The organism is Rathayibacter sp. VKM Ac-2928, assembly GCF_022815545.1.
In the GTDB taxonomy this organism is placed as follows: Bacteria; Actinomycetota; Actinomycetes; order Actinomycetales; family Microbacteriaceae; genus Rathayibacter; species Rathayibacter festucae.
This window is the reverse complement of record NZ_JALGRU010000002.1, coordinates 646,553-671,178: the sequence shown is the minus strand read 5'-3', so window position 1 is coordinate 671,178 and position 24,626 is coordinate 646,553. Positions and strand designations below refer to the sequence as shown.

Genomic DNA, 24,626 nt, shown 5'->3' with positions numbered 1-24,626 from the left:
GCCGCCGGCGGCCGGTTCGGCGGACGACGCCGGCGGGCCGCCGCGGGCCGCTAGTGTCGTCCGGTGGGCAGCTACACCGAACTCCTGAGAACTCCCGGCGTGGGTCGCATCATCGCGGCCCAGCTCACCGCGCGCTTCCCGTTCGGGATGCTCTCGCTCGCGTTCCTCCTGCACGTCGAGCGCGTGCACGACTCCTACGCCGCGGCCGGCCTGGTGCTCGGCTCGATGTCGATCGGCCAGGCGATCGCCGGCCCGCTGACCAGCCGCCTGATGGGCCGGCTCGGGATGCGGCGGGTGCTCACCGCCACCCTCGTCGTCTGCGCGGCCGCGATCATCGCGATGGCGCTGCTGCCGCTGGAGATCTGGCAGTTCGTCGTCATCGGCTTCGTCGCGGGCCTCAGCATGCCGCCCGTGCAGCCGGCGGTCCGGACGATCTACCCGAAGATGGTGCCCAGCTCGCAGCTGACCCCGCTGTTCTCCCTCGACGCCTCGGCGCAGGAGATCATCTGGGTGCTCGGCCCGGTGCTGACGACGTTCGTCTCGATCCAGATCTCGACCGTCGCGGGCATCCTGACCGCCGCGTTCTTCCTCGTCGGCGGCGGCATCTGGTTCATCGCCTCACCCGAGGTCGGCAGGGTGCGCATCCCGCGCTCGCGTCGGAAGCTCGGCGTCGTGCTGACCAAGCCGCCGGTGCTGCTCGCGACCGTCGTCGGCTTCCTGCTGGTCGGCGCCTGCGCCGCGGTCGAGGCCGGCGTCGTGGCGGTCTTCGGCGAGGGCGGCGTGGAGTCGGGCGTCGTCCTGGCGGTCTTCGCGGCGGGCTCGCTCGTCGGCGGCCTCACCCTCGGCCACATCCCGATCAGCCGCTGGGCGACCGCGCGGCGGATGCTGATCGTCACCGTCGGCATGGGCCTCGCGGCGTTCTCGACCGATTTCTGGTGGCTCTCGATCACGCTGTTCCTGGCCGGCGTCGGCATCGCACCGGCCCTGGCCGCGCTCTTCACGATCACGGCCGCGAGCGTGAAGTTCTCGGACACGGCCGAGGCCTACGGCTGGGTCGGCACCGGGCAGCTGATCGGCGCGGCGCTCGGCTCGGCGATCGCGGGCGTGCAGATCGACCGATCCGGCCCGACGGCCGCGATCGTGGTCGCCGCGGTGTTCGCCTTCGTCGGCTTCGTCGTCCCGGCGCTCGGCCGCCGCTTCCACCCGGACCTCCGCGGCCGCGACGCGAGCCCGCTGCCGGACACCGAGCCGGTGGAGCTGCCGACCTGAGTCGGCTTCCCCGACGTCGCTCTCGCGGAGGCGTCTCCCACTCGGCTCGGACCCCGCTCCCTTGAGGCTCCCAGGCGCGCCCCCCTAGGGTGGGGCTCGCACGGGACGGAGGGGCTGCCGATGGCACTGCGCGACGACGCGGAGGAACTCGTCCGCCAGCATCAGCGCGAGGCGGAGGAGGCGCACGTCCTCGACCCCTGGGCCGACCCCGAGACGCCCGAATGGGCGGGCGAGCTCGCCGCGGCGCTCTGGCAGGGCTCGTTCCGCCCCAGCCCCGTCTACTACCGCGCGGAGGACCCCTCGCACGCCTGGCGCGGACCGCATCCGATCCGGGTGCACCACCTCGGCTTCGGCTGGCAGATCACGGCCCGGCGCCTGCGGGCCGGCGCGATCGTGCCGAGCACCGTCGTCCTGCTCGAGACCGGCACGCTCTGGCTCGGTCTCGGGCCCGCTCGCCGACCGGGCCGCGGACTGCGCGCCCTCGGCGAGCAGGGCCTCGTCGACGGCCTCCAGCCCGGACACGACGACTACTTCGCCGTCCGCCGCTTCGTGCACACCAGCCAGGCCGCGCGCGACGACCGACGCCTCCTCTTCGGCGTCGCCGGCCTCGCCGCCCTGATCGAGGACACCGTCCGCGTCGGCCCGCACGGCGAGCTGCACTGGCACCTCTGACCCCTCCCGCGAGATGCCACTTGTGACCGGCTTTCGCGGCGTGTCGTGCGCACAAGTGGCATCTCGCGGAGGGGGAAGAATGGGGGGATGAGCGTTCCCCTTCTCCCCCTCAACGACGGGCGGGCGATCCCGCAGGTCGGGCTCGGCGTCTACAAGATCGGCGACGACGAGGCGGCCCGCACGGTCGCCACGGCGCTGGAGGCCGGCTACCGGCACGTCGACACGGCGACCCTCTACGGCAACGAGCGCGGCGTCGGCGAGGGGATCCGCGCCAGCGGCCTCCCCCGGGAGCAGGTCTTCGTCACCACCAAGGTCTGGAACGACGACCACGGCTTCGACGAGACGCTCGAGGCCTTCGACCGCAGCCTCGAGCACCGACTACGTCGACCTCTACCTCGTGCACTGGCCGATCCCCTCGCGCGACCGCTACGTCGACACCTACCGCGCGCTGGAGCGGATCCGCCAGGAGGGCAGGGCGCGCTCGATCGGCGTGTCCAACTTCGCGATCGAGCACCTCGAGCGGCTGCTCGGCGAGACCGAGGTCGTGCCCGCGATCAACCAGGTCGAGCTGCACCCGCGGCTCCCTCAGGACGAGCTGCGCGCCTTCGACGCCGCGCACGGCATCGTGACCCAGGCCTGGTCGCCGCTGGCCCGCGGCCGCCTGCTCGACGAGCCCGTGCTCGCCTCGATCGCCGCGAAGCACGGCGTCTCGCCCGCGCAGGTCGTGCTGCGCTGGCACGTGCAGCTCGGAGTCGTCGTGATCCCGAAGTCGGTGACGCCCGCGCGGATCCGGGATAACCTCGACGTGTTCGGCTTCGCCCTCGACGAAGAGGATCTGGCAGGAATCAGTGCCCTCGCGACCGGCGAGCGCACCGGCCGCGACCCGAGCCTCGACTGACGCGCCCTAGCCTGGCGGCATGACGACGCGAGCCCCGGAGACGAGAACCGCCCTCCTCCTGCACGGACTCGGCGGGGCGTCCGGCACCTGGTGGCGGGTCGCCGAGGCGCTGACCGGTGCCGGCTGGAGCGTGACGGCACCGGATCTGCGCGGGCACGGTGCGGGCGCCCGCGGCGGGTCGTCCCGGCACGACGACTACGCCGACGACGTGCTCGCCCTGCGAGCTCCGTCCGGCACCTGGGACCTGGTGGTCGGCCACTCCCTCGGCGGAGCGGTGGCGGTGCGGGCGGCGGCGCGCGACACCGGCTGGGCCGCCCGGCTGGTGCTGCTCGACCCGGTGCTGCAGCTGCCGGCCGAGTCGCGGGCGGAGGTGCGCGCGGAGGAGCTCGCCGCCCTCACCGTCACCGCAGACGAGCTCGCCGCCGCCGAGCCGCACTGGGACGAGCGCGACCGCGCGGAGAAGCTCCGCGCCGCGCACGCCGCCGATCCGGCCGCCGTCGCAGCGACCGTCGACGACAACGACCCCTGGGACCTGCTCGCGGACGTCCCGACCCTGCGGGCGCCGGCGTTCGTGCTCGCGGGCGACCCGCAGGTGTTCACGTTCTTCCCGCCGTCCCTCGCCGCACAGGTCCTCCGCGCGAACCCGCGCATCCGCTACGCGGTGGTCGCCGGAGCCGGCCACAGCCCGCACCGCGACCGGCCTGCGGAGACGATCGCGATGCTCCGCGAGTGGGCCGAGAGCGACGCGACGGCCTGAGACGCGCTCCGGCCGCGGCCGGCCGCCTGTGTTTCCACCGGGTGACAAGTGCCGCGAAGGGGTGTCATTCGCGCGCGACCTGTGAATACGCTCGCAGAGGGCACCGCCGCTTCTCAGCACAGCGAGGGCGACGGAGACCGTCGGTCCGACGGCCGCCGCCCTCGACGAAAGGGACCACCTGTGGCTACCACCACTGAAGACACCTCCGGCGCACGACGTCGGCGTCCGCTGCTCGGCTCGGCCGCGATGATCGGCGCCGGCGCGCTGGTCGCCGGCTTCGCCTTCGCTCCGGCGGCGAACGCCGTCGAGCCCGTCGACTTCGCCGATGCGGTGACCGTCGACGGCATCATGAACCACCTCGAGGCCTTCCAGGCGATCGCGGACGCCAACGACGGCAACCGCGCGATCGGCACCGAGGGCTACGAGCAGAGCGGCCAGTACGTCGAGGCCGTGCTGAAGGCCGCCGGCTACACCACCGAGCGCCAGGACTTCACCACCACCACCCAGACGATCGACGAGTTCTCGCTGACCACGACCCCCGCGGTCGAGGGCATCCCGATGTCGTTCACCCCCTCCACCCCCGAGGGCGGCGTCACGGGCGAGCTGATCCAGCCGGTCGACCCGCTGGGCTGCGACGCGGACGCCTGGGCCGGGCTCGACGCGACCGGCAAGGTCGCCCTGGTCAGCCGCGGCACCTGCAGCTTCTCGGAGAAGTCGGCCGCCGCCGGCGCCGCCGGGGCGTCGGCCGTGATCATCTACAACAACGCTCCCGGTGAGGCGCTCAACGGCACGCTCGGCGCGCCCGACGACAGCTACATCCCGTCGGTCGGTGTGACGCTCGAGGAGGGCCAGTCGCTGATCGCGGCGCTGCCCAGCACGGCGACGCTGGTGATCGAGCAGACGACCACCGACACCGACACCTTCAACATCATCACCGAGACGCCCGGCGGCGACCACGACAACGTGGTCATGCTCGGCGCGCACCTCGACGGCGTGCCCGAGGGCCCCGGCATCAACGACAACGGCTCGGGATCGGCCACGCTCCTCGAGACCGCCGTCCAGCTCGCGGACGCGGGCGAGACCACCAACGCCGTGCGCTTCGCCTGGTGGGGCGCCGAGGAGGTCGGGCTCGTCGGCTCGTACACCTACGTCGACTCGCTCTCGGAGGAGGAGGCCGGCGACATCGCGACCTACCTGAACTTCGACATGGTCGCCTCGCCGAACTACGTCGTCTCGGTCTACGACGCGAACGAGTCCACCTACGAGGCCCCGGTCGAGGTGCCCGCGGGCTCCATCGCCACCGAGAAGGCGTTCACGGACTACTTCGACTCGATCGACCAGCCGTGGATCGACACCGCGTTCGACGGCCGCAGCGACTACGACGGCTTCATCTCCGCCGGCATCCCGGCCTCGGGCCTGTTCACCGGAGCGGACGACATCAAGACCGAGGAGGAGGCCGCGCTCTTCGGCGGCACCGTCGGCATCGCGCACGACCCGAACTACCACTCGGCCGGCGACGACCTGGCGAACATCAACCAGGAAGCGCTCGGCATCACCTCGAAGGCGATCGCCTTCGTGACCGCCTCGTTCGCCGAGGACACCTCCGCGATCGACGCCGAGAAGGACCCGACCACGCCGGAGCCGGAGCCCACCACCCCGCCGTTCGTGCTCCCCACCAAGGAGCAGGTCCTCGGGCTGATCGCCGCCGGCCTCTCGCCGCGCGAGATCGCGGCCGAGCTCGGCATCACCGAGGCGATCGCGCGTCCCTACGTGCAGCAGATCATCGACCGCTACGGCATCACCGACCGGGCGAGCGCTGAGCGCCTGATCCGCGAGTACCTCGCCGACCGCGGCGTGCTCATCGGCGCGTAGCCACCGCACCACCCGAGGCGTCCCGCTCCGGTCGACGCGTCCCGCTCCGGCAGGACGCCTCGACGGGGGCGGGACGCCTCGCCCGTTCGCGGCGGGCCGCCGCCGACCCGGACCGCTCGCACTGAACGACGGATGTCGTTGATAGCCTCGCGAGCGATGGAGCCTTCCTGGATCGTCGTCGTGGCCGCGGGCGAGCGGACCGGCGAGCCCGCCGTCCGGCCGCGGCGCGTGTTCGCCGGCGTGATCGCCGTCGCCCTGCTCCTGATCCTCGGCATCAGCGCCCTCGACGTCCAGGCTGCGCGGACGCTCGCGGAGTCCGAGGCCGTCGCCGACGCCTCCGACACCGCCGATCTCCTCGCGGAGGTGATCGTCGAGCCGGCTCTCGCGGACGCCGTGCTCACCGGCGACCCGGCGGCGCTGGAGCTCGTCGACCGCGAGGTCCGGGCGCACGTGCTCGACGACTCCCTGGTGCGCGTGAAGCTCTGGGACCGCTCGGGCCGCATCCTCTACTCCGACGACCGGCGCCTGGAGGGACGGACCTTCACCCTGGACGAGGACGATCTCGAGGCCTTCGCCGACGTCGCGGTGCACGCCGAGGTCTCCGACCTGCGGGCCCCGGAGAACGTGTACGAGCGCGACAGCGGACGCCTCCTCGAGGCCTACCGGACCGTGCGGACGCCGTCGGGGACTCCGCTCCTGTTCGAGAGCTACTTCCGCTACGACGAGGTCGTCGAGCGCAGCGGCGAGCTCTGGCGCAGCTTCGCCGTCATCTCGATCGCGAGCACGGTGCTGCTGGTGCTCGTGCTGCTGCCGGTGCTCGCGCGCCTGCTCGCGCTGATCGGGCGGTCGCGGCGGAGTCGCGAGGCACTGCTGCAGCGCGCCCTCGACGCCTCGGCGGACGAGCGCCGGCGGATCGCGGCGACCGTCCACGACGGTGCCGTGCAGGACCTCGTCGCCGCCTCCTTCGCCGTGCACGGGCGGGCGGAGCGAGCCGAGGCGGACGGCGATCCCGCCCTCGCCGCGGATCTCCGCGAGGTCGCCGCGACCGTCCGCACCGGCCTCGGCGGTCTGCGGTCGCTGCTCGTCGACATCTACCCGCCGAGCCTCGCCGACGCGGGGCTCGCGGCAGCTCTGGAGGATCTCGCCGTCACGACCCGGGCGCGCGGACTGGACGTGGTGGTCGAGGCGCCGCCGCGCACCGGCCTGACCGCGGACGACGAGCGGCTCCTCTACCGGGTCGCGCACGAGGCGCTGACGAACGCGGTCAAGCACTCCGGCGCGCGGAGCGTCCTCGTCCGGCTGCGGCGCGCAGGCGATCGCACGGGCCGCTCGGTCGCGCTCGACGTCGTCGACGACGGGTGCGGCTTCGACGCGGCGACGGCGCTCGCGCATCCGGAAGCGGGACACCTCGGGCTGAGCATTCTGCGCGATCTCGCCCGCGAGCGCGGCGCCGAGCTGCGCCTCCTGACCGCTCCAGGCCGGGGGACGCACTGGCGACTGGAGCCGGCGCCGTGATCCGCGTCCTGATCGTCGACGATCATCCGCTCGTCCGCGCGGGCCTCGCCGCGCTGATCTCGAGCGCGCCGGACCTGCTGCTCGTCGGGCAGGCGGGCAGCGGCGAGGAGGCGCTCGGATCGGCGGCGGAGTCCGCGCCCGACGTCGTCCTGATGGACCTGTCGATGCCGGGCATGGACGGCATCGAGGCGACCGCGCGGATGCTCGCCCTGCACCCGGCGATCCGCGTCGTGGTCCTGACCTCGTTCGACGACCGGGGCCGCGTCCTCGCCGCGCTGCGGGCGGGTGCCCAGGGGTACCAGCTCAAGGACGCCGACCCCGCCGTGGTGCTCGACGCGGTCCGCTCGGCGGCGGCGGGGCACGCCCCGCTGGATCCTCGGGCGGCCCGGGCTCTGCTGCCGGGCGGCGCCGGTGCCGCCCTGCCCGCGCTCAGCACTCGCGAGGAGCAGGTGCTGCGGCTGATCGCCTCCGGCCGAGCGAACAAGGAGATCGCGCGAGAGCTCGGGATCGCGGAGCGGACGGTCAAGGTGCACGTCGGGCACGCCTTCACGCGCATCGGCGTGCGCGATCGCACGAGCGCCGCGCTGTGGGTGCGCGACCACCTGCCCGGGTACTAGTACCAAGGTCCGATTGCCGCGCGGCGCGGCGCGGGCGAGGGTTGCCTCCTACCCGCACCGGCCCAGCGCCGGTCGACAGGAAGGCCACGATGTCCCCCCTCAGCAGAACCGCCCGCACTGCGGCGATCGCCGCGATCGCACTGCTCCTCACCGGCCTCGCGGCCTCGCCCGCGCAGGCCAAGACCTCGTCCGTCGGAGGCGACTACTCCGTCACCGTGAACGGCACCACCTACGACCCGGCCGCCGGCAAGGACGTGAAGCTCAAGGACGTCGCCGTCTCCGGGACCATCGCCGTGCGCGGCGTCAACAACCGCTTCGACCTCCGCGTGTCGACGCTGGGCGTCTACGACTACACGCTCACCGGCGCCCCCGACACGCAGCGGATGGTCACCTCGCCGACGGTGGTCTTCGCGTCCAAGGTGCCGACGCTCACCGCGGCGCAGCTCGCGGGCGCGCGGCTCGACTCGCTGGAGGTGAAGGACGACACCCTGGTGGTGATCCTCCGGACCGCGGCCGGCAAGCTCAAGGTGCAGGCGAAGGACGGCGCGCAGGGCGGCATCTTCCAGATGGAGCCCGAGTTCGCCGGGAACGTCGAGCTCGTGCACACACTCGGCCCCGGGCTGTTCTACTTCGTCAACAGCTTCACCGGCAAGATCAACTTCGGCATCGGAGTCGACGCAGTGACCCCGGCCCAGAGCGCGACGGGCTACCACTCGATGCTGCTCGGCAAGGACAGCCCGCAGGTCGCCACGAAGACCTTCCAGAGCGGCACGGTCACGAAGTGGACCGTCGCCTCGGGTGGCCGCCTCGGCGGGGTGCTCGGCGAGGACGCCGTCGAGCTCTCGCAGGGAGCGACCAACTGCACGAGCCAGTGCCAGGCGCAGAACCGCATCAACGGCTCGCTGCCCGTTCCGCCGGACCCCGTGAACCCGACCCCGATCGGCTGAGCCGACCCGGACGCCCGAGGCGTCCCGTCCCCGTCGAGGAGTCCCGCTGCTGCTGGACGCCTCGACGGGAACGGGACGCCTCACGCGTTCCCTGCGTCCGCTTCCGAGCGATCGGGCCCGCGTCAGGGACGGCGGGCGCGGGCGAAGGCCTCCTCGACGTCCTCGTCCGGGTCGGCGAGGAGGCGGAGGGTCGCGAGGGCGTGGAAGCGGCGGGGGTCCTCCTCCGAGCGCGCGGCGGCCTCGAGGACGGGGGCCGCGGCGTCGCCGAGCATCAGCAGCGCGCGGGTGAGGGCGCGCTGGTCCGGGCGGTCGCGCTCGCCGAGGTGCTCCGCGAGCTGCCGGGCCAGCGCGGGCCTCTCGGAGTCCGAGGCGAGCCGGGCGGCGGTGCGCCAGGCCGCGTGCGCGACCGCGGGATGCTCGTCGTGCAGCAGCGCGGGCGTGATCGCCGGGAACGCGCGCGGATCGCCGACCTTCGACAGCGTGTGCAGCGCCTGGCTGCGGGCCTGCGGCGTCTTGGACTCGAGCTCGGGCAGCAGCAGGTCGACGGTGACCGCCGGATCGTGGCGGGTGAGCGCCCAGGTCAGCATCTCGCGCACACCGAAGTCGGGCTCGACGGCGCAGCGCTCCACCAGCACCGCGGCGTACTCCTCGGCGGGCCGCGTGCCGGCCGTCATCGCCGCCTGCAGCCGGGACGACGCGTCGGGGGCAGTCAGGGCGGCGCGGAGCCTGTCGGCGGGCCGGTTCTCGTCAGTCATCGCCATCCATTCGACACCCGCCGCCCGAAAGGACGTCGAGTGCCGCCCTCCGTCCCCTGCCGCGAGATGCCACTTGTGACCCGATTCCTCGGCGTGTCGCGTGCACAAGTGGCATCTCGCGGGAGGGGCGGGGCTTCCCGCCGCGGTGGCGCACGGTGTTCACTGGGGCCATGCGAGCCATCTGGAAGGGCGCGATCACCTTCGGCCTGGTCAACGTGCCGGTGAAGATCTACAGCGCGACCGAGGACCACGACGTCCCCCTGCACCAGGTGCACGACAAGGACGGCGGCCGGATCCGCTACGCCCGCAAGTGCGAGATCTGCGGCGAGGTCGTCACCTTCGACCACATCGACAAGGCCTACGACGACGGCGAGCGCACGGTCGTGCTCACCAAGGACGAGCTGAAGGCGCTGCCGGAGGAGCGCGACCGCGAGATCGACGTCGTGCAGTTCGTGCCGAGCGAGCAGGTCGACCCGATCATGTTCGACCGCGCCTACATCCTCGAGCCGGACTCCTCCTCCCCCAAGGCCTACGTGCTGCTGCGCCGCACCCTCGAGGAGACCGACCGCACCGCGATCGTCGAGTTCGCCCTGCGGCAGAAGACCCGGCTGGCGGCGCTGCGCGTGCGCGGCAAGCTGCTGATGCTGCAGACGCTGCTCTGGGCCGACGAGGTGCGCGAGGTCGAGTTCCCGTCGCTCGAGGGCACCACCCGGATCGCCGCCCGCGAGCTGGAGATGTCCTCGCACCTGGTCGACTCCTACTCGGAGGACTTCGACGCGTCGAAGTTCCAGGACTCCTACCAGGCCGAGCTGCGCACCCTCATCGACGCGAAGATCGAGCAGGGCGACGCCCTCGACACCTCCGCCACCTTCGGCGAGAAGCCCGAGGAGGAGGGCGGCGGCGAGGTGCTCGACCTGATGGAGGCGCTGAAGCGCTCGGTGGAGCGCAGCCGCGGCGCGAAGGCGGGGGCGTCCGCGGACTCCGAGGAGAAGGCGCCGGCGAAGAAGCGGGCGACGAGGAAGAAGGCGGACGAGGACGCCTCCGCCGACGAGGGCTCGGCGCCGAAGAAGACCGCCGCCAAGAAGGCGCCGGCGAAGAAGAGCGCCGCGAAGACCGACGACGAGAAGGCCGCTCCGAAGAAGATCACCCCGAAGAAGAAGCCCGCCGCGAAGAAGGCGGCTTCGACGGCCGAAGCTGAGGAGGAGAAGGCGGCGTCCTGAGCCCGAGCGGCCCGGAGGATCGGCTCAGGCGAGCTCGTCCACGTCGTCGAGGTCGACCGCGACCGAGCTGACCAGCGCGAGCAGCGCCTCCGCATAGGCGTTCTCGGCGATCTCGTCCTCGAAGTCGCGCTGCTCGCCGGCGAGCTCGACGGTCACGGCGAAGCGCACCGGCCCGCCGTCCGCGACGCGGCGCAGCGAGCGGAACGTGCCGCGCAGCAGCTCGCGCAGCTGGTCCTCGCGCGGCAGCCAGAGCGAGTCGTCGAGCGCGACGGAGTCGAGCGCCCACTCGGTCGTGCCGTTGAAGCCGAGGACGGTGCCCGTCTCGTACTCGTGCGGCTCGATGGTCATGTCGCTCACGGTGAAGACGTCGCCGTCGAACCCCTCGCGCTCGATGCGGAAGCGGTCGCCGGTGACCGGTGCCCAGCGCAGTCCCGCGGTGCGCAGCGCCCTGGCCAGTTCGAAGGAGATCATCCCCCGATCATGGCGCGCGTTCCCGGACGGAGGCCGCGAAGACGGGACCGCGGCCCCGATGTCGGTGGGTGAGTTTACGTTCATGAAACGTCCGGTTCACAGGCCGGGCACCCGCACTGCATAGCGTGGCTCACTGTGCCCCTTTCAGGGGCGAGGGTCGCCGTCGACGTGCGGTGACGCACCACCGCTCCCCGGAGCGGCGATCGAGAGGACCACCATGCCCGACTCCCCCGAACTCCCCGCGCAGAGGCCCCGCGCCCGCGCTCCCCGGAGAGGCCTCGCACTCGCGGCCCTCGCCGGCCTGGCCCTCGTCGCCTCGCCGCTGGTCGCTGCGCCCGCCACCGCCGCTCCGAGCGGGGACGAGCTGGTCATCAGCGAGGTCTTCGCCCGCGGCGGCTCGGCCGGCGCGACCTACAGCAACCGCTTCGTCGAGCTCTACAACCCGACCGGCGCCGACGTCGCGCTCTCGGGCCTCTCGCTGCAGTACCGCTCGGCCACCGGCACGGCGAACCCGACGACGACCGTCGCGCTCACCGGCACCGTCCCCGCCGAGGGCCACTTCCTGATCGCCGGCGCGAGCAACGGCACCAACGGCGCGCCGCTCCCCGCCGCCGACCAGACCGCGAACGGCCTCAACATCGCGGCCGCGGGCGGCACGCTCTTCCTGGTCGAGGGCACCGCGACCCTCGTCGCCCCGCCGACCGGCACCGCCGAGCAGCCCGAGGCGGTCCTCGACCTCCTCGGCTACGGCACCTCCAACACCTTCGAGTCGGCGGCCGCCACGGCGCCGACGCTGACCGAGTCGATCGCCCGCGCCGACTCCGCGACCGGCGACACCGACTCCAACGCCGCCGACTTCACCGTCGGCGCGATGACCCCCGAGGCCGCCGGCGGCAGCACCCCGGAGCCGACGCCCGCGCCGACCGGGACGCCGACCCCCACCGCGACCCCGACCGCCCCGCCGACCACTCCGCCCACCACCGCGCCGACCGTCTCGATCGCCGAGATCCAGGGCACCGGAGCCGCGTCCCCGCTCGTCGGGCAGACCGTCACCACCACCGGCGTCGTCACCGCGCGCTACCCCACCGGCGGCTACAGCGGCTACGTGATCCAGACCGCCGGCACCGGCGCGCAGACCACCGGCCGCACCGCCTCCGACGCCGTCTTCGTCTACTCCTCCGCCTCGGTCGGCGCGGTCGCGATCGGCGACAACCTGCGCATCACCGGCGCCGTCAGCGAGTTCAACGGCCTCACCGAGCTCACCCCGACCTCGGCCGCGACCGTCGAGAAGCTCGGCACCCCGGCCGTCGCGCCGATCCCGGCCGCCGTCGGCCTCCCCCGCACCGTCGAGGAGCGCGAGACGCTCGAGAGCATGCTGATCGCCCCGCAGGGCGCGTTCACCGTGACCGACACCTTCGACCTCAACAGCTTCGGCTCCGTCGGCCTCGCCGCCGGCGACTCGCCGCTGCTGACCCCGACCGAGGTCGCCCGTCCCGGAACGCCCGAGCTGGCCGCGGTCGTCGCCGACAACGCCGCGCGCGCGATCGTCCTCGACGACGGCGCCTCGATCAACTTCCTCGGCGCCGCCGCGAACAAGGCGATCCCGCTGCCCTACCTCACCCCGACCGAGCCGATCCGCGTGGGAGCCCCGGCGACCTTCACGACCCCGGTCGTGCTCGACTACCGCAACGGCGGCTGGTCCTTCCAGCCGACGACGCAGCTGACCGTCGAGAACGCCGCGACCGTCCAGCCCGCGACCTTCGCGAACACCCGCGAGGCGGCCCCCGAGGCCGTCGGCGGCGACCTCTCGATCGCGTCCTTCAACGTGCTGAACTACTTCTCCACCACGGGTGACTCGATCACCGGCTGCACCTTCTACACCGACCGCGACGGCGACCCCGTCACGGTCAACAGCGGCTGCGACGCCCGCGGCGCCGCGAACGCGGACGACCTCGAGCGCCAGCAGGCCAAGATCGTCACCGCGATCAACAGCCTCGGCGCCGGCGTCGTCTCCCTCGAGGAGATCGAGAACTCGGCCAAGTTCGGCAAGCCGCGCGACGAGGCCCTCGCCACGCTGACCGCCGCGCTGAACACCGCCGCCGGCTCGGAGCTGTGGGCGTACGTGCCCTCGCCCGCCGCCCTCCCCGCGCTCGCGGACGAGGACGTCATCCGCACCGCGTTCATCTACAAGAAGGCCGTCATCGAGCCGGTAGGCGAGTCCGTCATCCTGAACGACGGCGCCGCCTTCTCCAACGCCCGCAAGCCCCTCGCCCAGGAGTTCCGCCTGATCGGCGACAGCGCCAGCGAGTTCGTCGCGATCGTGAACCACTTCAAGTCGAAGGGCTCCGGCTCCGGAGTCGACGCGGACCAGGGCGACGGCCAGGGCGCCTCGAACGCCTCCCGCGTCAACCAGGCCACCGCGCTCGTCGCGTTCGCCGACCGCCTGAAGACCGAGAAGGCGACGGACCTCGTCTACCTGCTCGGCGACTTCAACGCCTACTCGCAGGAGGACCCGATCCAGGTCCTGCGCGACGCGGGCTACATCGACCAGGGCGCGAAGGACGGGAAGTACTCCTACTCCTTCGACGGCGCGGTCGGCTCGCTCGACCACGTCTTCGCCTCCCCGGCGGCCGACGCGACCGTGACCGGTGTCGACACCTGGAACATCAACAGCGGGGAGTCGGTGGCGCTGGAGTACAGCCGCTACGACTACAACGCGACGATCTTCTACGACACCTCGGCCTACCGCTCGAGCGACCACGACCCGGTCGTCGTCGGCCTGGACCTGCCCGAGACCGCGCCGGCGACCGTGATCGACGTCGCGACCAGCGCGAAGACCACGCGCCTCGCCGTGCTCCGCACGCTGACGGTCACGGCCGTCAACAACGGCCCGGAGGCGGTCGCGATCGAGATCTCGACGCCCTACGGCACGCGGACGAAGAGCTCGGTGAAGCCCGGCCAGTCGTTCACGACCTCCTACCTCACGGTGCTCCGCCCGATCAAGGCCGGCACCGCGACGATCGAGGTCACCGCGAAGGACGGCACGGAGCGGACGTACCAGCAGGCGTACCGCGCCCGCTAGAGCACCGCGCACGACCGACCGCCGGGGCGGGCCCGCTGAGAAGCGGGCCCGCCCTCGTCGCGCCACCCCTGACGCCCCGCGGTCCCGGCTCCTAGAGTGCGGAGCATGCCCGAGGGAGACAGCGTCCACCGTCTCGCCGCCCGTCTGAGGCGGGCGGCGGACGGCCGGACCGTGGCGGACGGCGAGCTGCGCTCGGGCGACGCCGCCGGCAGCTCGCTCGAGGGCCTGCGGATCCTCGAGCACGACACCCACGGCAAGCACCTGCTCACCCGCTTCTCCGGTGACCTGACCCTGCACACGCACCTGCGGATGCAGGGCTCGTGGACGGTCACCTCGCCCGGCCGAGCGGTCCCGCGGGCCGTGCAGAAGGACGTCCGCGTCCGGCTCCGGCTCGACGACGGGGTCACCCTCTGGGGCGTCGACCTCCCCGTCGTCGAGCTGCTGCCGACCCGCGACGAGGCGCGCGCGGTCGGCCACCTCGGGCCGGATCCGCTCCGCACCGACTGGAGCGCGGAGGAGGCCGTCGCTCGCCTCTCCCGCACACCGGAGCGGCCGGTCGTCGCCGCCCTGCTCGATCAGCGCCTGATGGCGGGCCTCGGCAACCTCTGGGCCAACGAGATCTGCTTCCTCCGCGGGCTCTTCCCCTGGCGGCCCGTCGGCACTGTCGACGTCCGCGCCCTGGTCGCCACCGCCGCCCGGGGCCTGCGCGCGTCCGTCACGGTGCCCGGGATGTTCCAGACCACCACCGGCGACACCCGCCGCGGCGAGCGGCACTGGGTCGCGGGCCGCGCCGGCCGGCCGTGCCTGCGCTGCGGCACCACGGTCCTCGTCCGCGCCGAGGTCCGCGACGACCCGGAGCAGCGGCGCACCTGGTGGTGCCCGCACTGCCAGCCCGAGCTCCCCTGAGGCGGGCCGTGCCCTCGACCGCCCGCCTGCGTAGGCTGGGCGCAACGAGCGGAGGGGTGTCATGAGCGACAACGTCTGGGGGTCCCCGGACCCGTCGGCCCGGCGCGATCAGCCGTCGGCGACCGGGGTCGAGCGGAGCTCCGCAGCGCAGCCGCCCGCCGAGAACGCCGCCGAGAAGCCGGCGGAGGTCGAGCTCGCCCGCCCCGAGGACATCGAGCGGGCGCAGGCCGTCAAGGACCTCAAGCGCCGCCGCGACTTCGCCGGCTCGGTCGGCGGCTGGATGACCGTCTCCGCGATCAGCACCGGCGTCTGGTTCGCGACCGGCGCCGACGGCTACTTCTGGCCGATCTGGCCGATGCTCGGCATCGGCATCGGCGTGGCCAGCCAGGCGGCCGCCCTCTGGGGCCCGGCGAAGAAGGAGATCACCGAGGCGGACATCGCCGCCCAGATGCGCAAGCGCGAGCTCCGCGGCCGCTGACCCCCGACACGACGGAGGGGTGGATCTCGATACGCCCCTCCGGGGCTACTCGATCAGCATGATCTTCCTCCCGCGCCCCAGGTGACATCCCCTCGCAGACTCGCACCTCATACCGGCCGCGCCGCCGCTCCATGCTGGTCGAGCAGCCGCGCAGCGGCGTATCGAGACCCACCCACACGCAGCCCCGGCCCCACCCGGCACCCCCCTCCCAGGAGTCCCGTCGACCCCGGCTGCTAGGGTGCGTGTCGAGCGCGCCGACGTCCCGACGGCTGCGCTCACGGCACAGCGTGGCGCGCCGGACCCGAGGCGTGCCGCCTCCGGCACCGCCCACTGACGGTTTGGACACCCTTGGCCGACTCCTCCCCGCCCTCCTCCGCGCAGCCTCCCTTCGACGCGTCGCAGTTCCACGAGCTCCCGCCGAAGCGGCCCTCCCGCCGAGCCGTCGTGCTCGGCGCGGTCGGCGCCGGCCTCGGCCTCGTCGCCCTCGGCGGCGGCGGCTACGCCGCCTACCGCGCCCTGCAGCCCGACCAGCCCGGGGTCTCCGGCGAGCCGGGCACCCCGGCCGCCGAGCTCGACCTGCTGGCCGGCGTCCCGACTCCGACGCCCTCCTTCGGCCCGAACGGCACCCACTGGCCCTCGCGGACCCCGTGGTTCACCGGTGACGTCGACCTCGAGGTCGAGGTGGAGTGCTCCTGGTCGGCGATCAGCGAGGCCATCACCACGGCACTCGACACCGCGGGCCCTGCCGACACCGTCCGCATCCTCGTCGCACCGGGCGAGCTGCCCGGCGGCGGCGCCGGCTCCAGCTCGTCCCCGATGATGCAGGACATCGGCACGCTCGACCGCGACACCCGCGTCCTCGTCTACCCGCGCGACGGCTGGGGCACGGTCACCACCGCCAACTCCTGGCGCCTGCTCCGCGTCTACAACGTCGCGCTCGTCGGCATCGTCACCAACGGCGCCTTCCTCGCCTCCGGCTGCAGCAGCTCGGCCTTCGCGCGGATCACCACCAACGCCTACAACGTCTACGGCGTCGACGGCACCGACTTCACCGAGAACGTCGAGCTCGTCGAGGTGGTCGTCCCGGACGCCCAGCTCCGCGACGAGGACGTCTCGAGCATGCGCACCCCCACCGACGGCGCGGGCGGCCTCCGCCACATCTTCCGCATCGGCTGCTACACCGCCCCGGCGTATAAGGAGAAGGGCTCCGGCGCCCACACGGACACGGTGCAGTTCTCCGGCCAGGGCGGCAACTACTACGGCGACATCACGAGCATCGACTGCATCGACTTCGCCTCGACGAACACCGCGTTCCAGATCGGCTCGGCCGAGAACGTGCGCTACCAGCACTGCCTGGTCGTGGGAGCGGACGTCGTGAAGCGGGTCTTCCCGGTGCCGGACGAGGCCGACCAGGACGGCAGCTTCGGCGCCTCCAACGGCCCCGGCGTCGAGTTCGGCTGCTCGGCGCTCGACAGCACCTTCATCGGGCCGATGGGCGCCGCGACCTGGGCGTCGGTGACGAACTCGACCGCCGGCTACGAGACCAGCGGCGCGGCACCGAAGGAGGGCGAGTGGATCATCGACGAGTCGATCCTCGAGTGGAGCGCCGACGACGTGCACGAGCGCAGCCCGCAGGTGACGAGCGAGTACCTGGCCCAGATCTGGGCCTGACCGGCTGAGCACCGACCGTCCGACCACCTGGTCGCCTCACCGGCCGGGCGCCTGAGCGCGCGGCTGCCGGCGCTCAGCCCGCGTGCCGCCCGGCCCGCGCCGGACGCGTCAGCGCGACGAGCGGCGCCGGCACCGTGAAGAGCGGATCCCCCGGGATCAGCGCCAGCACCCGGCGGATCCCGAGCGAGAGCGCGACGATCGCCGCCGTGAGCACCAGCGGGTAGAGCAGCGCCGCCACCGGCTTCTCGAGCAGCCCCGTCAGCCAGGCGGCGTCCGGGTTCGCGACGAGCGACCACAGCCCGAGCAGCGGCACCTGCAGCAGGTAGATCGGCAGCGTCCGCCGCCCGATCGCCGAGCCGACCCGCGCCGCCGGCGCCCAGCGGCAGAGCAGAGCCGCGCAGGCCACGGCGAGCGGGATCGCGCTCGCGCTCACCACCAAGCCCGCGATCTGCCCGGCCGCCCCGTCGACGACGCGCCCGCCCACGACCGCCACCAGGAACACCCCGAGCGGCACGAGGAGCACCAGCACGCCCGGCCGCGAGAAGCGGCGCAGCTGCTCCGCCCCGAGGACGCCGAGCGCGAAGAAGACGAAGTTGGCCAGCAGCGCGTCGCCGAAGAGGATCACCCGCAGGTTCGTCGCGAGGAACCAGGCGGCGGTGCCGAGGAGCAGGATCCCCCACCACGGCACCCGCAGCGCCCGCAGCAGCACCAGCACGAGCGGGTAGAGCGCGAGCGCGAAGAGGAACCAGAGCGTGGTCGTCGGAAAGACGGACTGCAGGAGGACGCGGTCGAGCGAGTCGATCGAGTGCGGGAAGTCGGGGCGCGCGAGCAGGGCGAAGAACACGGCGTAGAGCACGACCCACACCGCGTAGAGGTAGTAGTTCGAGACGAGCCGCACCCGCGCGGAGCCGCGACGCCAGCCGCGCAGCAGACCGGACTGCGCCAGGAGCCCCGCCAGCGCGAAGAGGATCGGCATCCGGATGCGCCCGAGCGAGCCGCCGACCTGGTCCCAAAGCGCGGCGACCGAGGATCCCGGATCGGCGACGGTGGTGAAGCTCCAGATCAGGACGTGGAAGAGGACGACCGCGAGGACGCCCAGACCGCGGGTGGTGTCGATCCAGGCGAGCCGCTCGCGCGCGACGAGCGCGTCCCCTGATCCCGTTGCCACGCGACCCAGTATGAGGGCTCGATGTGTCGCGGAAAACGCGACGTGCGGCGTCCGGCGTCGGTCCGCGGTGGCGGCTCGCGGCGTTCGGCCGCGCGCCGGCCGTCGGTTCGCGCCGTCAGCTCGCGCCGTCGAGCCGCCCGACCGCGGTGACCCGCACGACCGCGGCGCCCGCCTCGTCCGACTCCGCGAGATCGACCGTGGCGGAGATCCCCCAGTCGTGATCGCCGGCCGGATCGTCGAGGATCTGGCGCACCCGCCACTGGGTCGGCGTCTCGGTGACGAGCAGCATCTTCGGTCCGCGGGCGTCCGGCCCGATCCCGATCGAGTCGTGCTCGTCGTAGTAGTCGTCGAGCGCCTCTCCCCAGGCGTCGGCGTCGAAGCCGGCCGCCGCGTCCAGCTCGCCGAGCGCCTCGTGGTCGTCCAGCGCCGCGAGCGTGACCCGCCGGAACAGCTCGTTGCGCACCAGCACCCGGAAGGCGCGCTGGTTCGCGGTCAGCCGGCGCGGAGCGGGCGGCACGATCGCCTGGTCGGCGGCGTGCAGGGCCGGGTTGACCAGTTCCTCCCACTCGTCGACCAGCGAGGAGTCGACCTGGCGCACCAGCTCGCCGAGCCACTCGATCAGATCGTGCAGCTCCTCGTTCTTGATCTCGTCCGGGATGGTCTGCCGGGCGGCCCGGAACGCGTCGGAGAGGTAGCGCAGCACGAGGCCCTCCGAGCGGGAGAGCTTGTAGAACGCGCAGTACTCGCCGAACGACATCGCCCGCTCGTACATGTCGCGCACGACCGACTTGGGCGAGAGCTCGAAGTCGCGCACCCACGGCTGCACGGCGGTGTAGGTCTCGAAGGTCGCCTCGAGCAGCTCCTGGAGCGGCTTCGGGTGCGTGACGCTCTCGAGCAGCTCCATCCGCTCCTCGTACTCGATGCCGTCCGCCTTCATCGCGGCGACCGCATCGCCCCTGGCCTGGAACTGCTGGGCGCCGAGGATCTGCCGCGGGTCGTCGAGCGTCGCCTCGAGCACCGAGATCACGTCCAGCGCGAAGGTCGGCGACTCCGGGTCGAGCACGTCGAACACGGCGAGCGCGAACGGCGAGAGCGGCTGGTTGAGCGCGAAGTTCGGCTGCAGATCGACGGTCAGCCGGATGCGGACCACGCCGTCGGCGTCGACGATCTGCTCGACCACCTCCGCGGTGCGGAGCGTGCGGTAGATGCCCAGCGCCCGTCGGGCCAGCTGCAGCTGCCGCTTCCACGGCTCGTGGTTGTCGAAGATCAGCGCGTGCACGTTCGCGAAGACGTCGCCTCCGCGCGCGATCACGTTGAGCAGCATCGCCGAGGTGATCGTCATGTGCGAGGTGAGCGTCTCGGGCTCCGCGTCGACGAGCTTGCGGAAGCTCGGCTCGCCCCAGCTGACGAAGCCCTGCGGCGCGCGCTTGCCGACCCACTTGCGCCGCTTCTTCGGGTCGTCGCCCATCTTGTCGAGCGCCTTGCGGTTCTCCGACTCGTGCTCGGGCGCCTGCACCACCACGGTGCCCGCGGTGTCGTAGCCCGCGCGGCCGGCCCGCCCGGCGATCTGGTGGAACTCGCGGGCCGAGAGCTGGCGGCTCTTCACGCCGTCGTACTTGGTCAGTGCGCTGAGCAGCACCGTCCGGATCGGCACGTTGATGCCGACCCCGAGGGTGTCCGTGCCGCAGATCACGCGCAGCATGCCCTGCTGGGCCAGCTGCTCGACCAGGCGGCGGTACTTCGGCAGCATGCCCGCGTGGTGCACGCCGATCCCGAGCCGGAGCAGGCGCGAGAGGGTCTTGCCGAACGCGGTCGTGAAGCGGAAGCCGCCGATCACCTCGGCGATGCGGTCGCGGTGCTCGCGGGTGGCGATGTTCGCGCTGGTCAGCGCCTGCGCGCGCTCGAGCGCGGCGGCCTGGGAGAAGTGCACGATGTAGACCGGCGCCTGGTTCGTCGAGAGCAGCTCCTCGATCGAGTCGTGGATCGGCGCGATCTCGTAGAAGAAGTGCAGCGGCACCGGCCGCTCGACCCCGGTGACCGTCGCGGTCTCGCGCCCCGTCCGCCGGGTGAGATCCGCGGCGAGCGCAGTCACGTCGCCCAGCGTCGCCGACATCAGCACGAACTGCACGTGCGGCAGCGTCAGCAGCGGCACCTGCCAGGCCCAGCCGCGGGCCGGGTCGGCGTAGAAGTGGAACTCGTCCATCACGACCTGGTCGACGTCGGTCTCGGCGCCGTGCCGCAGCGCCAGGTTCGCGAGGATCTCGGCGGTGCAGCAGATGATCGGCGCGTCCGGATTCACCGAGGAGTCGCCGGTCACCATGCCGACGTTCGCGGCGCCGAAGACGTCGACCAGTGCGAAGAACTTCTCCGAGACGAGGGCCTTGATCGGCGCGGTGTAGTAGCTGCGCCGCCCGTTCGCCAGCGCGGCGGCGTGCGCCCCGATCGCGACCAGCGACTTCCCGGTGCCCGTCGGCGTCGACAGGATCAGGTTCGCCCCCGACGAGATCTCGATCATCGACTCGTCCTGCGCCGGGTACAGCGGGAGCCCGCGCGCCTCGGCCCACTCCGTGAACGCCAGGTACACCGCGTCGTCGTCGACGCGCCCGTCGGCGTCGGGCGTCGGCATCCGTTCGAGCAGGGTCGCAGTCATCCCCCCATCCTCCCCGAGTTTCCTGCGCAGGCCCGCCGCGGCTCGAGTAGTCGCGCAGCGCCCCCTCCACGCCGGCCGAGTAGCCGCGCAGCGACCCTTCCATGCCGGCCGAGCAGCCGCGCAGCGGCGTATCGAGACCCACCCACCGGACGACGGTGGATCTCGATACGCCCTCTCCGAGGGCTACTCGATCAGCATGCTGATGCCGCTGAGCGGACGCGGAGCGGCCGTCCCTGCCGGATGAGCAGCCGCGCAGCGGCCCCTCCATGCTGGTCGAGTAGCCGCGCAGCGGCGTATCGAGACCCACCCACCGGACGACGGCGGATCTCGATACGCCCTCTCCGAGGGCTACTCGATCAGCATGCTGTTTCCAGCCGCTCAGCCGCGGAGCGGCGTAACGAGACGGCCCGCGGGTCAGGCGAGCGCGCGCTCGACGTACGGGCGCAGGTCGGCGGCGAGGCGCAGCTCGCCGGCGGCCTCGGCGTCGAGGAGGGTCCGCGCGTCGTCCGCGCGGCGCTCGACGAACCAGCGGCGCAGCGGCACGGCGCGCTCAGGGCGCGAGAGCAGCTCGATCGCGTCGCCGGCCTCGATGCTCCCCCGGTGCAGGACCCGCAGGTAGGCGCCGGTGCGCCCCTCGTCGGCGAAGCGCTTGACCCAGTGCGGCTCGCCGAGCACGCGCTGGAAGGTCGCGCACGGCGTCCGCGGCATCGTCACCTCGACCTCGACCTTCTCGCCGATCCGCCAGCGCTCCCCGATCACGGCGCCGATGAGATCCAGCCCCTCGACGCGCAGGTTCTCGCCGAACCGTCCGGGGGGCATCTCGTAGCCGAGCCGCTCCGCCCACCACTCGGCGTCTTCACGGGCGTAGGCGTAGAGGGCCTTCGCCTCGCCGCCGTGGTGCGCGCGGTCGGCCTGCACGTCGGCGTAGACGCCGAGATCGCGGATGACGACCGGCCCCTCGACGGGGCGCTTGTCGATGGCGGTCACGCCGACCAGGCCCGGGTCCGGGAGCAGGCGGTCGACGCGGCAGACGGCGAGGAGTCGGGGCATGCGGTCATGCTCTCACCGCACGGCCCTGCTCGCGTGCCGAGGCTCGCCGGTGGGCGATGCGCAGGTGCTCGCCGCGTAGGCTCGCCGGGTGCGCGCCGCCCTCCCCGCTCCCCGTTTCGATCCGCTCGTCCTCGACGGCCTCGCGGAGGGCTACGCCGGCGACACCGGCGCCCGGGAGCACGCGGAGGGCCTCCGCTTCGACGGCGTCGACCTCACCGGCGCCGACCTGACGGCCGCCTCGCTCAGCGAGTGCGTGCTCGACGGCGTGGTCCTCGAGCGGGCGCAGCTGCGGGCCGCCTCCCTCGTGGAATCGCGGCTCGAGCGGCTGGACGTGCCGGGGCTGTCCGCGCCCCGCAGCCGCTGGCGCTCGATCGAGCTCGCGTCCTCCCGGCTGGGCTCGGCCGAGCTCTACGAGAGCACCTTCGAGCAGGTCCGCATCACGGACTGCAAGCTCGGCTACGTCAACCTGCGCGGAGCGACCCTGCGCGACGTCCTCTTCGAGCGCTGCACGATCGACGAGCTCGACCTCGGCGGGGCCACCGGTTCGCGAGTCGCCTTCACCGACTGCGACGTCCGCTCCCTCGAACTGCCCGGCGCGAAGATCCAGGACCTCGACCTGCGCGGCGCCGAGCTGCACGTGCTCGGCGGTCTCGACGGACTCCGCGGCGTCGCGCTCACGGAGCTGCAGCTCAGCCTGATGCTGCCGCTGTTCGCCGAGCACTTCGGCGTGCGGATCCTCGGCTGAGGCGCACCGCCGGTCCTATGCGCGCCGTCACCCGATCCGCCGGCTGAGCGCGCGGCGCCCGAGCAGGAACACTCCGAGCACGATCGACGTGACGACCACGAAGCTCAGCTGCACGCCCTGCCCGGAGAGCACCCGCAGCAGCATCCCGCCGGCCACGGTCACGACCCAGACCACGAGGCCGGAGACGAGGATGCGATCCGGCGTCCGCCAGGCGCGCGCGATCACCCAGCCCAGCAGCAGCGCCGCGAGGAAGGGCCAGAGCGTCACGAGGAAGCCCTCGAGCACCGAGTCGCCGTCGTGCGTCCGCCGCCCGATCAGCACGAAGACCGCGACGAGGAGGACGTCCGCCGCCAGGCCGAGCCCGGCGCGGCGGGTCACGCCGGCTCCGTCACGAAGTCGATCAGCTGCTCGACCCGGCCGAGCAGCGCGGGCTCCAGGTCCTTGAAGGTCCGGACCTGCCCGAGGATGCGCTGCCAGGCGCGCGCGATGTCGGCCTGCTCGTCGTGCGGCCAGCCGAGCGCCTGGCAGATGCCCTTCTTCCACTCGATCGAGCGCGGGACGTCGGGCCAGCGCTCGAGGCCGACGCGGGCCGGCTTGACCGCCTGCCAGACGTCGACGAAGGGGTGCCCGACCACGAGGACGTGCGCGCCGTGCGGGCCGGCGGCGACCGCGTCGGCGATCCGCGACTCCTTCGACCCGCGGACGAGGTGGTCGACGAGCACGCCGATCCGCCGTCCGGGCCCGGGGGCGAAGGCGCGGACCAGCTCGTCGAGGTTGTCCACCCCCTCGATGTACTCGACGACCACACCCTCGATCCGCAGGTCGTGACCCCAGACCTTCTCGACCAGCTCGGCGTCGTGGCGGCCCTCGACGTAGATGCGGCTCGGCAGCGCGACGCGCGCCTTCGCGTCCGCGACGTGGAAGGAGCCGGAGGCGGAGCGCGCGCGGCCGAGGTTCGCGTCGCGCTTGAGACCGGGGGCCTTGAGCGACACCGGCTTGCCGTCGATGAGGAAGCCGGGGCCGATCGGGAAGACGCGGACCTTGCCGAAGCGGTCCTCGAGCTTCACCATCCGCAGCTCGACGCCGACGACCGCGCCGACGAAGCCGGAGGCGACCTCCTCGACCACGAGATCGCGCTCGGCCTCGACCACCGCGACCTCGACCGTGTTCTTCGCCCGCCAGTTCCCGGCGAGCACGTCCTGCCCGTACCTGTCCTCGTCCATCGCCTCGAGGGTAGCCCGCTGCTGCGGATGATCATCACTCTCGATTGCCCGAATGTATTGCGATGCGTTTATGGATCTGGTCCACTGGTCCTGGCCGCCGACCGGTGGCCGCGTTCCTCGAAAGGCAGCACCATGAGCAGCACCGACCTCCACGCCGAGCACGACCTCACCGAGCACCAGCACGGCGACGGCTGCGGCCACACCACCGTCCAGCACGACGACCACGTCGACTACGCGCACGGCACCCACCGCCACGCCCTGCACGGCGACCACTACGACGAGCACGGCGCCCACGCCGAGCACGTCGCCGCCGCCGACCAGTCCTGACCCGTCGGGCGGATCTCGATACGCCCCCTCCGGGGGCTACTCGATCAGCATGAGCGGCCCATGCTGGTCGAGTAGCCGCGCAGCGGCGTATCGAGACCCCGCCGCCGGCGAGCATGACGCCGCGAGACCCCGCTCCCAGCCGCGGTGAGTAGGCTGGCGGGGATACAACGTGCTCCGGGGTCGGTGAGAGTCCGAACCGGCGGTGACAGTCCGCGAGCCGCTGACCACTTCGGTGGGAGGCGGTTGACCTGGTGGAATTCCGGGACCGACGGTGAGAGTCCGGATGGGAGGCAGCACGAGCGTCGCGCGCGAGCGCGGCGCTGAACGACGGTG

General features: G+C 72.8%; 21 protein-coding genes, 1 pseudogene and 1 riboswitch. Of the genes and pseudogenes, 15 read left to right on the top strand and 7 right to left on the bottom strand.

Annotated elements, in window-relative coordinates:
• Positions 1–63 precede the first annotated feature (63 nt).
• The 8 genes and pseudogenes from MT350_RS10615 (at position 64) to MT350_RS10580 (ending at position 8,547) form a co-directional block, all read left to right on the top strand.
• Complete coding sequence (locus tag MT350_RS10615; RefSeq protein ID WP_243598479.1) at positions 64–1,269, top strand: MFS transporter; 1,206 nt, start codon at positions 64–66, stop codon at positions 1,267–1,269.
• A gap of 120 nt (positions 1,270–1,389) precedes the next feature.
• Complete coding sequence (locus tag MT350_RS10610; RefSeq protein WP_123447651.1) at positions 1,390–1,941, top strand: hypothetical protein; 552 nt, start codon at positions 1,390–1,392, stop codon at positions 1,939–1,941.
• Positions 1,942–2,028: 87 nt separating this feature from the next.
• Positions 2,029–2,839, top strand: a pseudogene (locus MT350_RS10605) (aldo/keto reductase).
• 19 nt (positions 2,840–2,858) lie between these two features.
• Positions 2,859–3,596 (top strand): alpha/beta fold hydrolase, encoded by a 738-nt coding sequence (locus MT350_RS10600; protein ID WP_243615893.1) that lies wholly within the window; start codon positions 2,859–2,861, stop codon positions 3,594–3,596.
• A gap of 180 nt (positions 3,597–3,776) precedes the next feature.
• Complete coding sequence (locus tag MT350_RS10595; protein ID WP_243598476.1) at positions 3,777–5,468, top strand: M28 family peptidase; 1,692 nt, start codon at positions 3,777–3,779, stop codon at positions 5,466–5,468.
• Between the two features lie 156 nt (positions 5,469–5,624).
• On the top strand, positions 5,625–6,983 hold the full coding sequence (locus MT350_RS10590) for an ATP-binding protein (protein WP_243615892.1): 1,359 nt from the start codon (positions 5,625–5,627) through the stop codon (positions 6,981–6,983).
• Positions 6,980–7,600, top strand: a complete 621-nt coding sequence (locus MT350_RS10585; protein WP_123737594.1) for a response regulator transcription factor — start codon at positions 6,980–6,982, stop codon at positions 7,598–7,600. The genes MT350_RS10590 and MT350_RS10585 overlap by 4 nt, the downstream gene beginning before the upstream one ends.
• Positions 7,601–7,689: 89 nt before the next feature.
• Positions 7,690–8,547, top strand: coding sequence for a hypothetical protein (locus MT350_RS10580; protein WP_243615891.1), 858 nt, complete (start codon positions 7,690–7,692; stop codon positions 8,545–8,547).
• A 122-nt stretch (positions 8,548–8,669) separates the two neighbouring features.
• Here the strand turns inward: MT350_RS10580 and MT350_RS10575 are convergent, their stop codons facing one another.
• The gene (locus tag MT350_RS10575; protein WP_243598472.1) at positions 8,670–9,302 is read right to left on the bottom strand and encodes a HEAT repeat domain-containing protein; all 633 of its coding nucleotides are present in this window, start codon (positions 9,300–9,302) and stop codon (positions 8,670–8,672) included.
• Between the two features lie 170 nt (positions 9,303–9,472).
• Here MT350_RS10575 and MT350_RS10570 point away from each other — a divergent pair, with 170 nt between their 5' ends.
• A complete protein-coding gene (locus tag MT350_RS10570; RefSeq protein ID WP_243598471.1) occupies positions 9,473–10,522 on the top strand; it encodes a Ku protein in 1,050 nt (349 codons plus the stop codon).
• Positions 10,523–10,546: 24 nt separating this feature from the next.
• Here the strand turns inward: MT350_RS10570 and MT350_RS10565 are convergent, their stop codons facing one another.
• Positions 10,547–10,993: a hypothetical protein gene (locus MT350_RS10565; protein ID WP_123705172.1), complete on the bottom strand. Its 447-nt coding sequence runs from the start codon at positions 10,991–10,993 to the stop codon at positions 10,547–10,549.
• 217 nt (positions 10,994–11,210) lie between these two features.
• On the opposite strand from MT350_RS10565, the gene MT350_RS10560 reads away from it, so the two are divergent.
• The 4 genes from MT350_RS10560 (at position 11,211) to MT350_RS10545 (ending at position 17,130) form a co-directional block, all read left to right on the top strand.
• A complete protein-coding gene (locus tag MT350_RS10560) occupies positions 11,211–14,075 on the top strand; it encodes an ExeM/NucH family extracellular endonuclease (RefSeq protein WP_243598470.1) in 2,865 nt (954 codons plus the stop codon).
• Positions 14,076–14,180: 105 nt separating this feature from the next.
• Positions 14,181–14,981: an Fpg/Nei family DNA glycosylase gene (locus tag MT350_RS10555; protein ID WP_243598469.1), complete on the top strand. Its 801-nt coding sequence runs from the start codon at positions 14,181–14,183 to the stop codon at positions 14,979–14,981.
• A 61-nt stretch (positions 14,982–15,042) separates the two neighbouring features.
• Positions 15,043–15,459, top strand: coding sequence for a 2TM domain-containing protein (locus MT350_RS10550; protein ID WP_243598468.1), 417 nt, complete (start codon positions 15,043–15,045; stop codon positions 15,457–15,459).
• A gap of 348 nt (positions 15,460–15,807) precedes the next feature.
• Positions 15,808–17,130, top strand: coding sequence for a hypothetical protein (locus tag MT350_RS10545; RefSeq protein WP_164874520.1), 1,323 nt, complete (start codon positions 15,808–15,810; stop codon positions 17,128–17,130).
• 73 nt (positions 17,131–17,203) lie between these two features.
• Here the strand turns inward: MT350_RS10545 and MT350_RS10540 are convergent, their stop codons facing one another.
• The 3 genes from MT350_RS10540 to MT350_RS10530 all read right to left on the bottom strand — a co-directional run bounded on the left by MT350_RS10540 (position 17,204) and on the right by MT350_RS10530 (position 21,998).
• The gene (locus tag MT350_RS10540; protein WP_243615890.1) at positions 17,204–18,298 is read right to left on the bottom strand and encodes an acyltransferase; all 1,095 of its coding nucleotides are present in this window, start codon (positions 18,296–18,298) and stop codon (positions 17,204–17,206) included.
• A gap of 115 nt (positions 18,299–18,413) precedes the next feature.
• Entirely contained in the window at positions 18,414–20,948 is a 2,535-nt protein-coding gene (locus MT350_RS10535; RefSeq protein WP_243615889.1) for an RNA helicase, read from the bottom strand.
• A 414-nt stretch (positions 20,949–21,362) separates the two neighbouring features.
• Positions 21,363–21,998: an MOSC domain-containing protein gene (locus MT350_RS10530; protein WP_243598465.1), complete on the bottom strand. Its 636-nt coding sequence runs from the start codon at positions 21,996–21,998 to the stop codon at positions 21,363–21,365.
• Between the two features lie 88 nt (positions 21,999–22,086).
• Here MT350_RS10530 and MT350_RS20460 point away from each other — a divergent pair, with 88 nt between their 5' ends.
• A complete protein-coding gene (locus MT350_RS20460; protein ID WP_243598464.1) occupies positions 22,087–22,743 on the top strand; it encodes a pentapeptide repeat-containing protein in 657 nt (218 codons plus the stop codon).
• A gap of 27 nt (positions 22,744–22,770) precedes the next feature.
• Here MT350_RS20460 and MT350_RS10520 read toward each other — a convergent pair whose 3' ends face one another.
• Together MT350_RS10520 and MT350_RS10515 are read right to left on the bottom strand one after the other, a co-directional pair.
• A complete protein-coding gene (locus tag MT350_RS10520) occupies positions 22,771–23,121 on the bottom strand; it encodes a DUF3054 domain-containing protein (RefSeq protein ID WP_243598463.1) in 351 nt (116 codons plus the stop codon).
• Positions 23,118–23,966 carry a DUF3097 domain-containing protein gene (locus MT350_RS10515; RefSeq protein WP_123447666.1) on the bottom strand — a complete coding sequence of 283 codons (849 nt, stop codon included), beginning with the start codon at positions 23,964–23,966 and terminating at the stop codon, positions 23,118–23,120. Before MT350_RS10515 ends, MT350_RS10520 begins: the two co-directional genes overlap by 4 nt.
• Positions 23,967–24,098: 132 nt before the next feature.
• Between MT350_RS10515 and MT350_RS10510 the strand changes: the two genes are divergently transcribed.
• Complete coding sequence (locus MT350_RS10510) at positions 24,099–24,293, top strand: zinc transporter permease (protein WP_123447667.1); 195 nt, start codon at positions 24,099–24,101, stop codon at positions 24,291–24,293.
• Between the two features lie 166 nt (positions 24,294–24,459).
• Positions 24,460–24,593: riboswitch (FMN riboswitch) on the top strand.
• Positions 24,594–24,626: the final 33 nt, after the last annotated feature.

Bases quoted from the DNA above. Each gene is read 5' to 3' on its own strand.
- MT350_RS10610 (WP_123447651.1), top strand. From the start codon at position 1,390: ATGGCACTGCGCGACGACGCGGAGGAACTCGTCCGCCAGCATCAGCGC.
- MT350_RS10600 (WP_243615893.1), top strand. From the start codon at position 2,859: ATGACGACGCGAGCCCCGGAGACGAGAACCGCCCTCCTCCTGCACGGA.
- MT350_RS10590 (WP_243615892.1), top strand. From the start codon at position 5,625: ATGGAGCCTTCCTGGATCGTCGTCGTGGCCGCGGGCGAGCGGACCGGC.
- MT350_RS10580 (WP_243615891.1), top strand. From the start codon at position 7,690: ATGTCCCCCCTCAGCAGAACCGCCCGCACTGCGGCGATCGCCGCGATC.
- MT350_RS10575 (WP_243598472.1), bottom strand. From the start codon at position 9,302: ATGACTGACGAGAACCGGCCCGCCGACAGGCTCCGCGCCGCCCTGACT.
- MT350_RS10570 (WP_243598471.1), top strand. From the start codon at position 9,473: ATGCGAGCCATCTGGAAGGGCGCGATCACCTTCGGCCTGGTCAACGTG.
- MT350_RS10565 (WP_123705172.1), bottom strand. From the start codon at position 10,993: ATGATCTCCTTCGAACTGGCCAGGGCGCTGCGCACCGCGGGACTGCGC.
- MT350_RS10560 (WP_243598470.1), top strand. From the start codon at position 11,211: ATGCCCGACTCCCCCGAACTCCCCGCGCAGAGGCCCCGCGCCCGCGCT.
- MT350_RS10555 (WP_243598469.1), top strand. From the start codon at position 14,181: ATGCCCGAGGGAGACAGCGTCCACCGTCTCGCCGCCCGTCTGAGGCGG.
- MT350_RS10550 (WP_243598468.1), top strand. From the start codon at position 15,043: ATGAGCGACAACGTCTGGGGGTCCCCGGACCCGTCGGCCCGGCGCGAT.
- MT350_RS10535 (WP_243615889.1), bottom strand. From the start codon at position 20,948: ATGACTGCGACCCTGCTCGAACGGATGCCGACGCCCGACGCCGACGGG.
- MT350_RS10530 (WP_243598465.1), bottom strand. From the start codon at position 21,998: ATGCCCCGACTCCTCGCCGTCTGCCGCGTCGACCGCCTGCTCCCGGAC.
- MT350_RS10515 (WP_123447666.1), bottom strand. From the start codon at position 23,966: ATGGACGAGGACAGGTACGGGCAGGACGTGCTCGCCGGGAACTGGCGG.
- MT350_RS10510 (WP_123447667.1), top strand. From the start codon at position 24,099: ATGAGCAGCACCGACCTCCACGCCGAGCACGACCTCACCGAGCACCAG.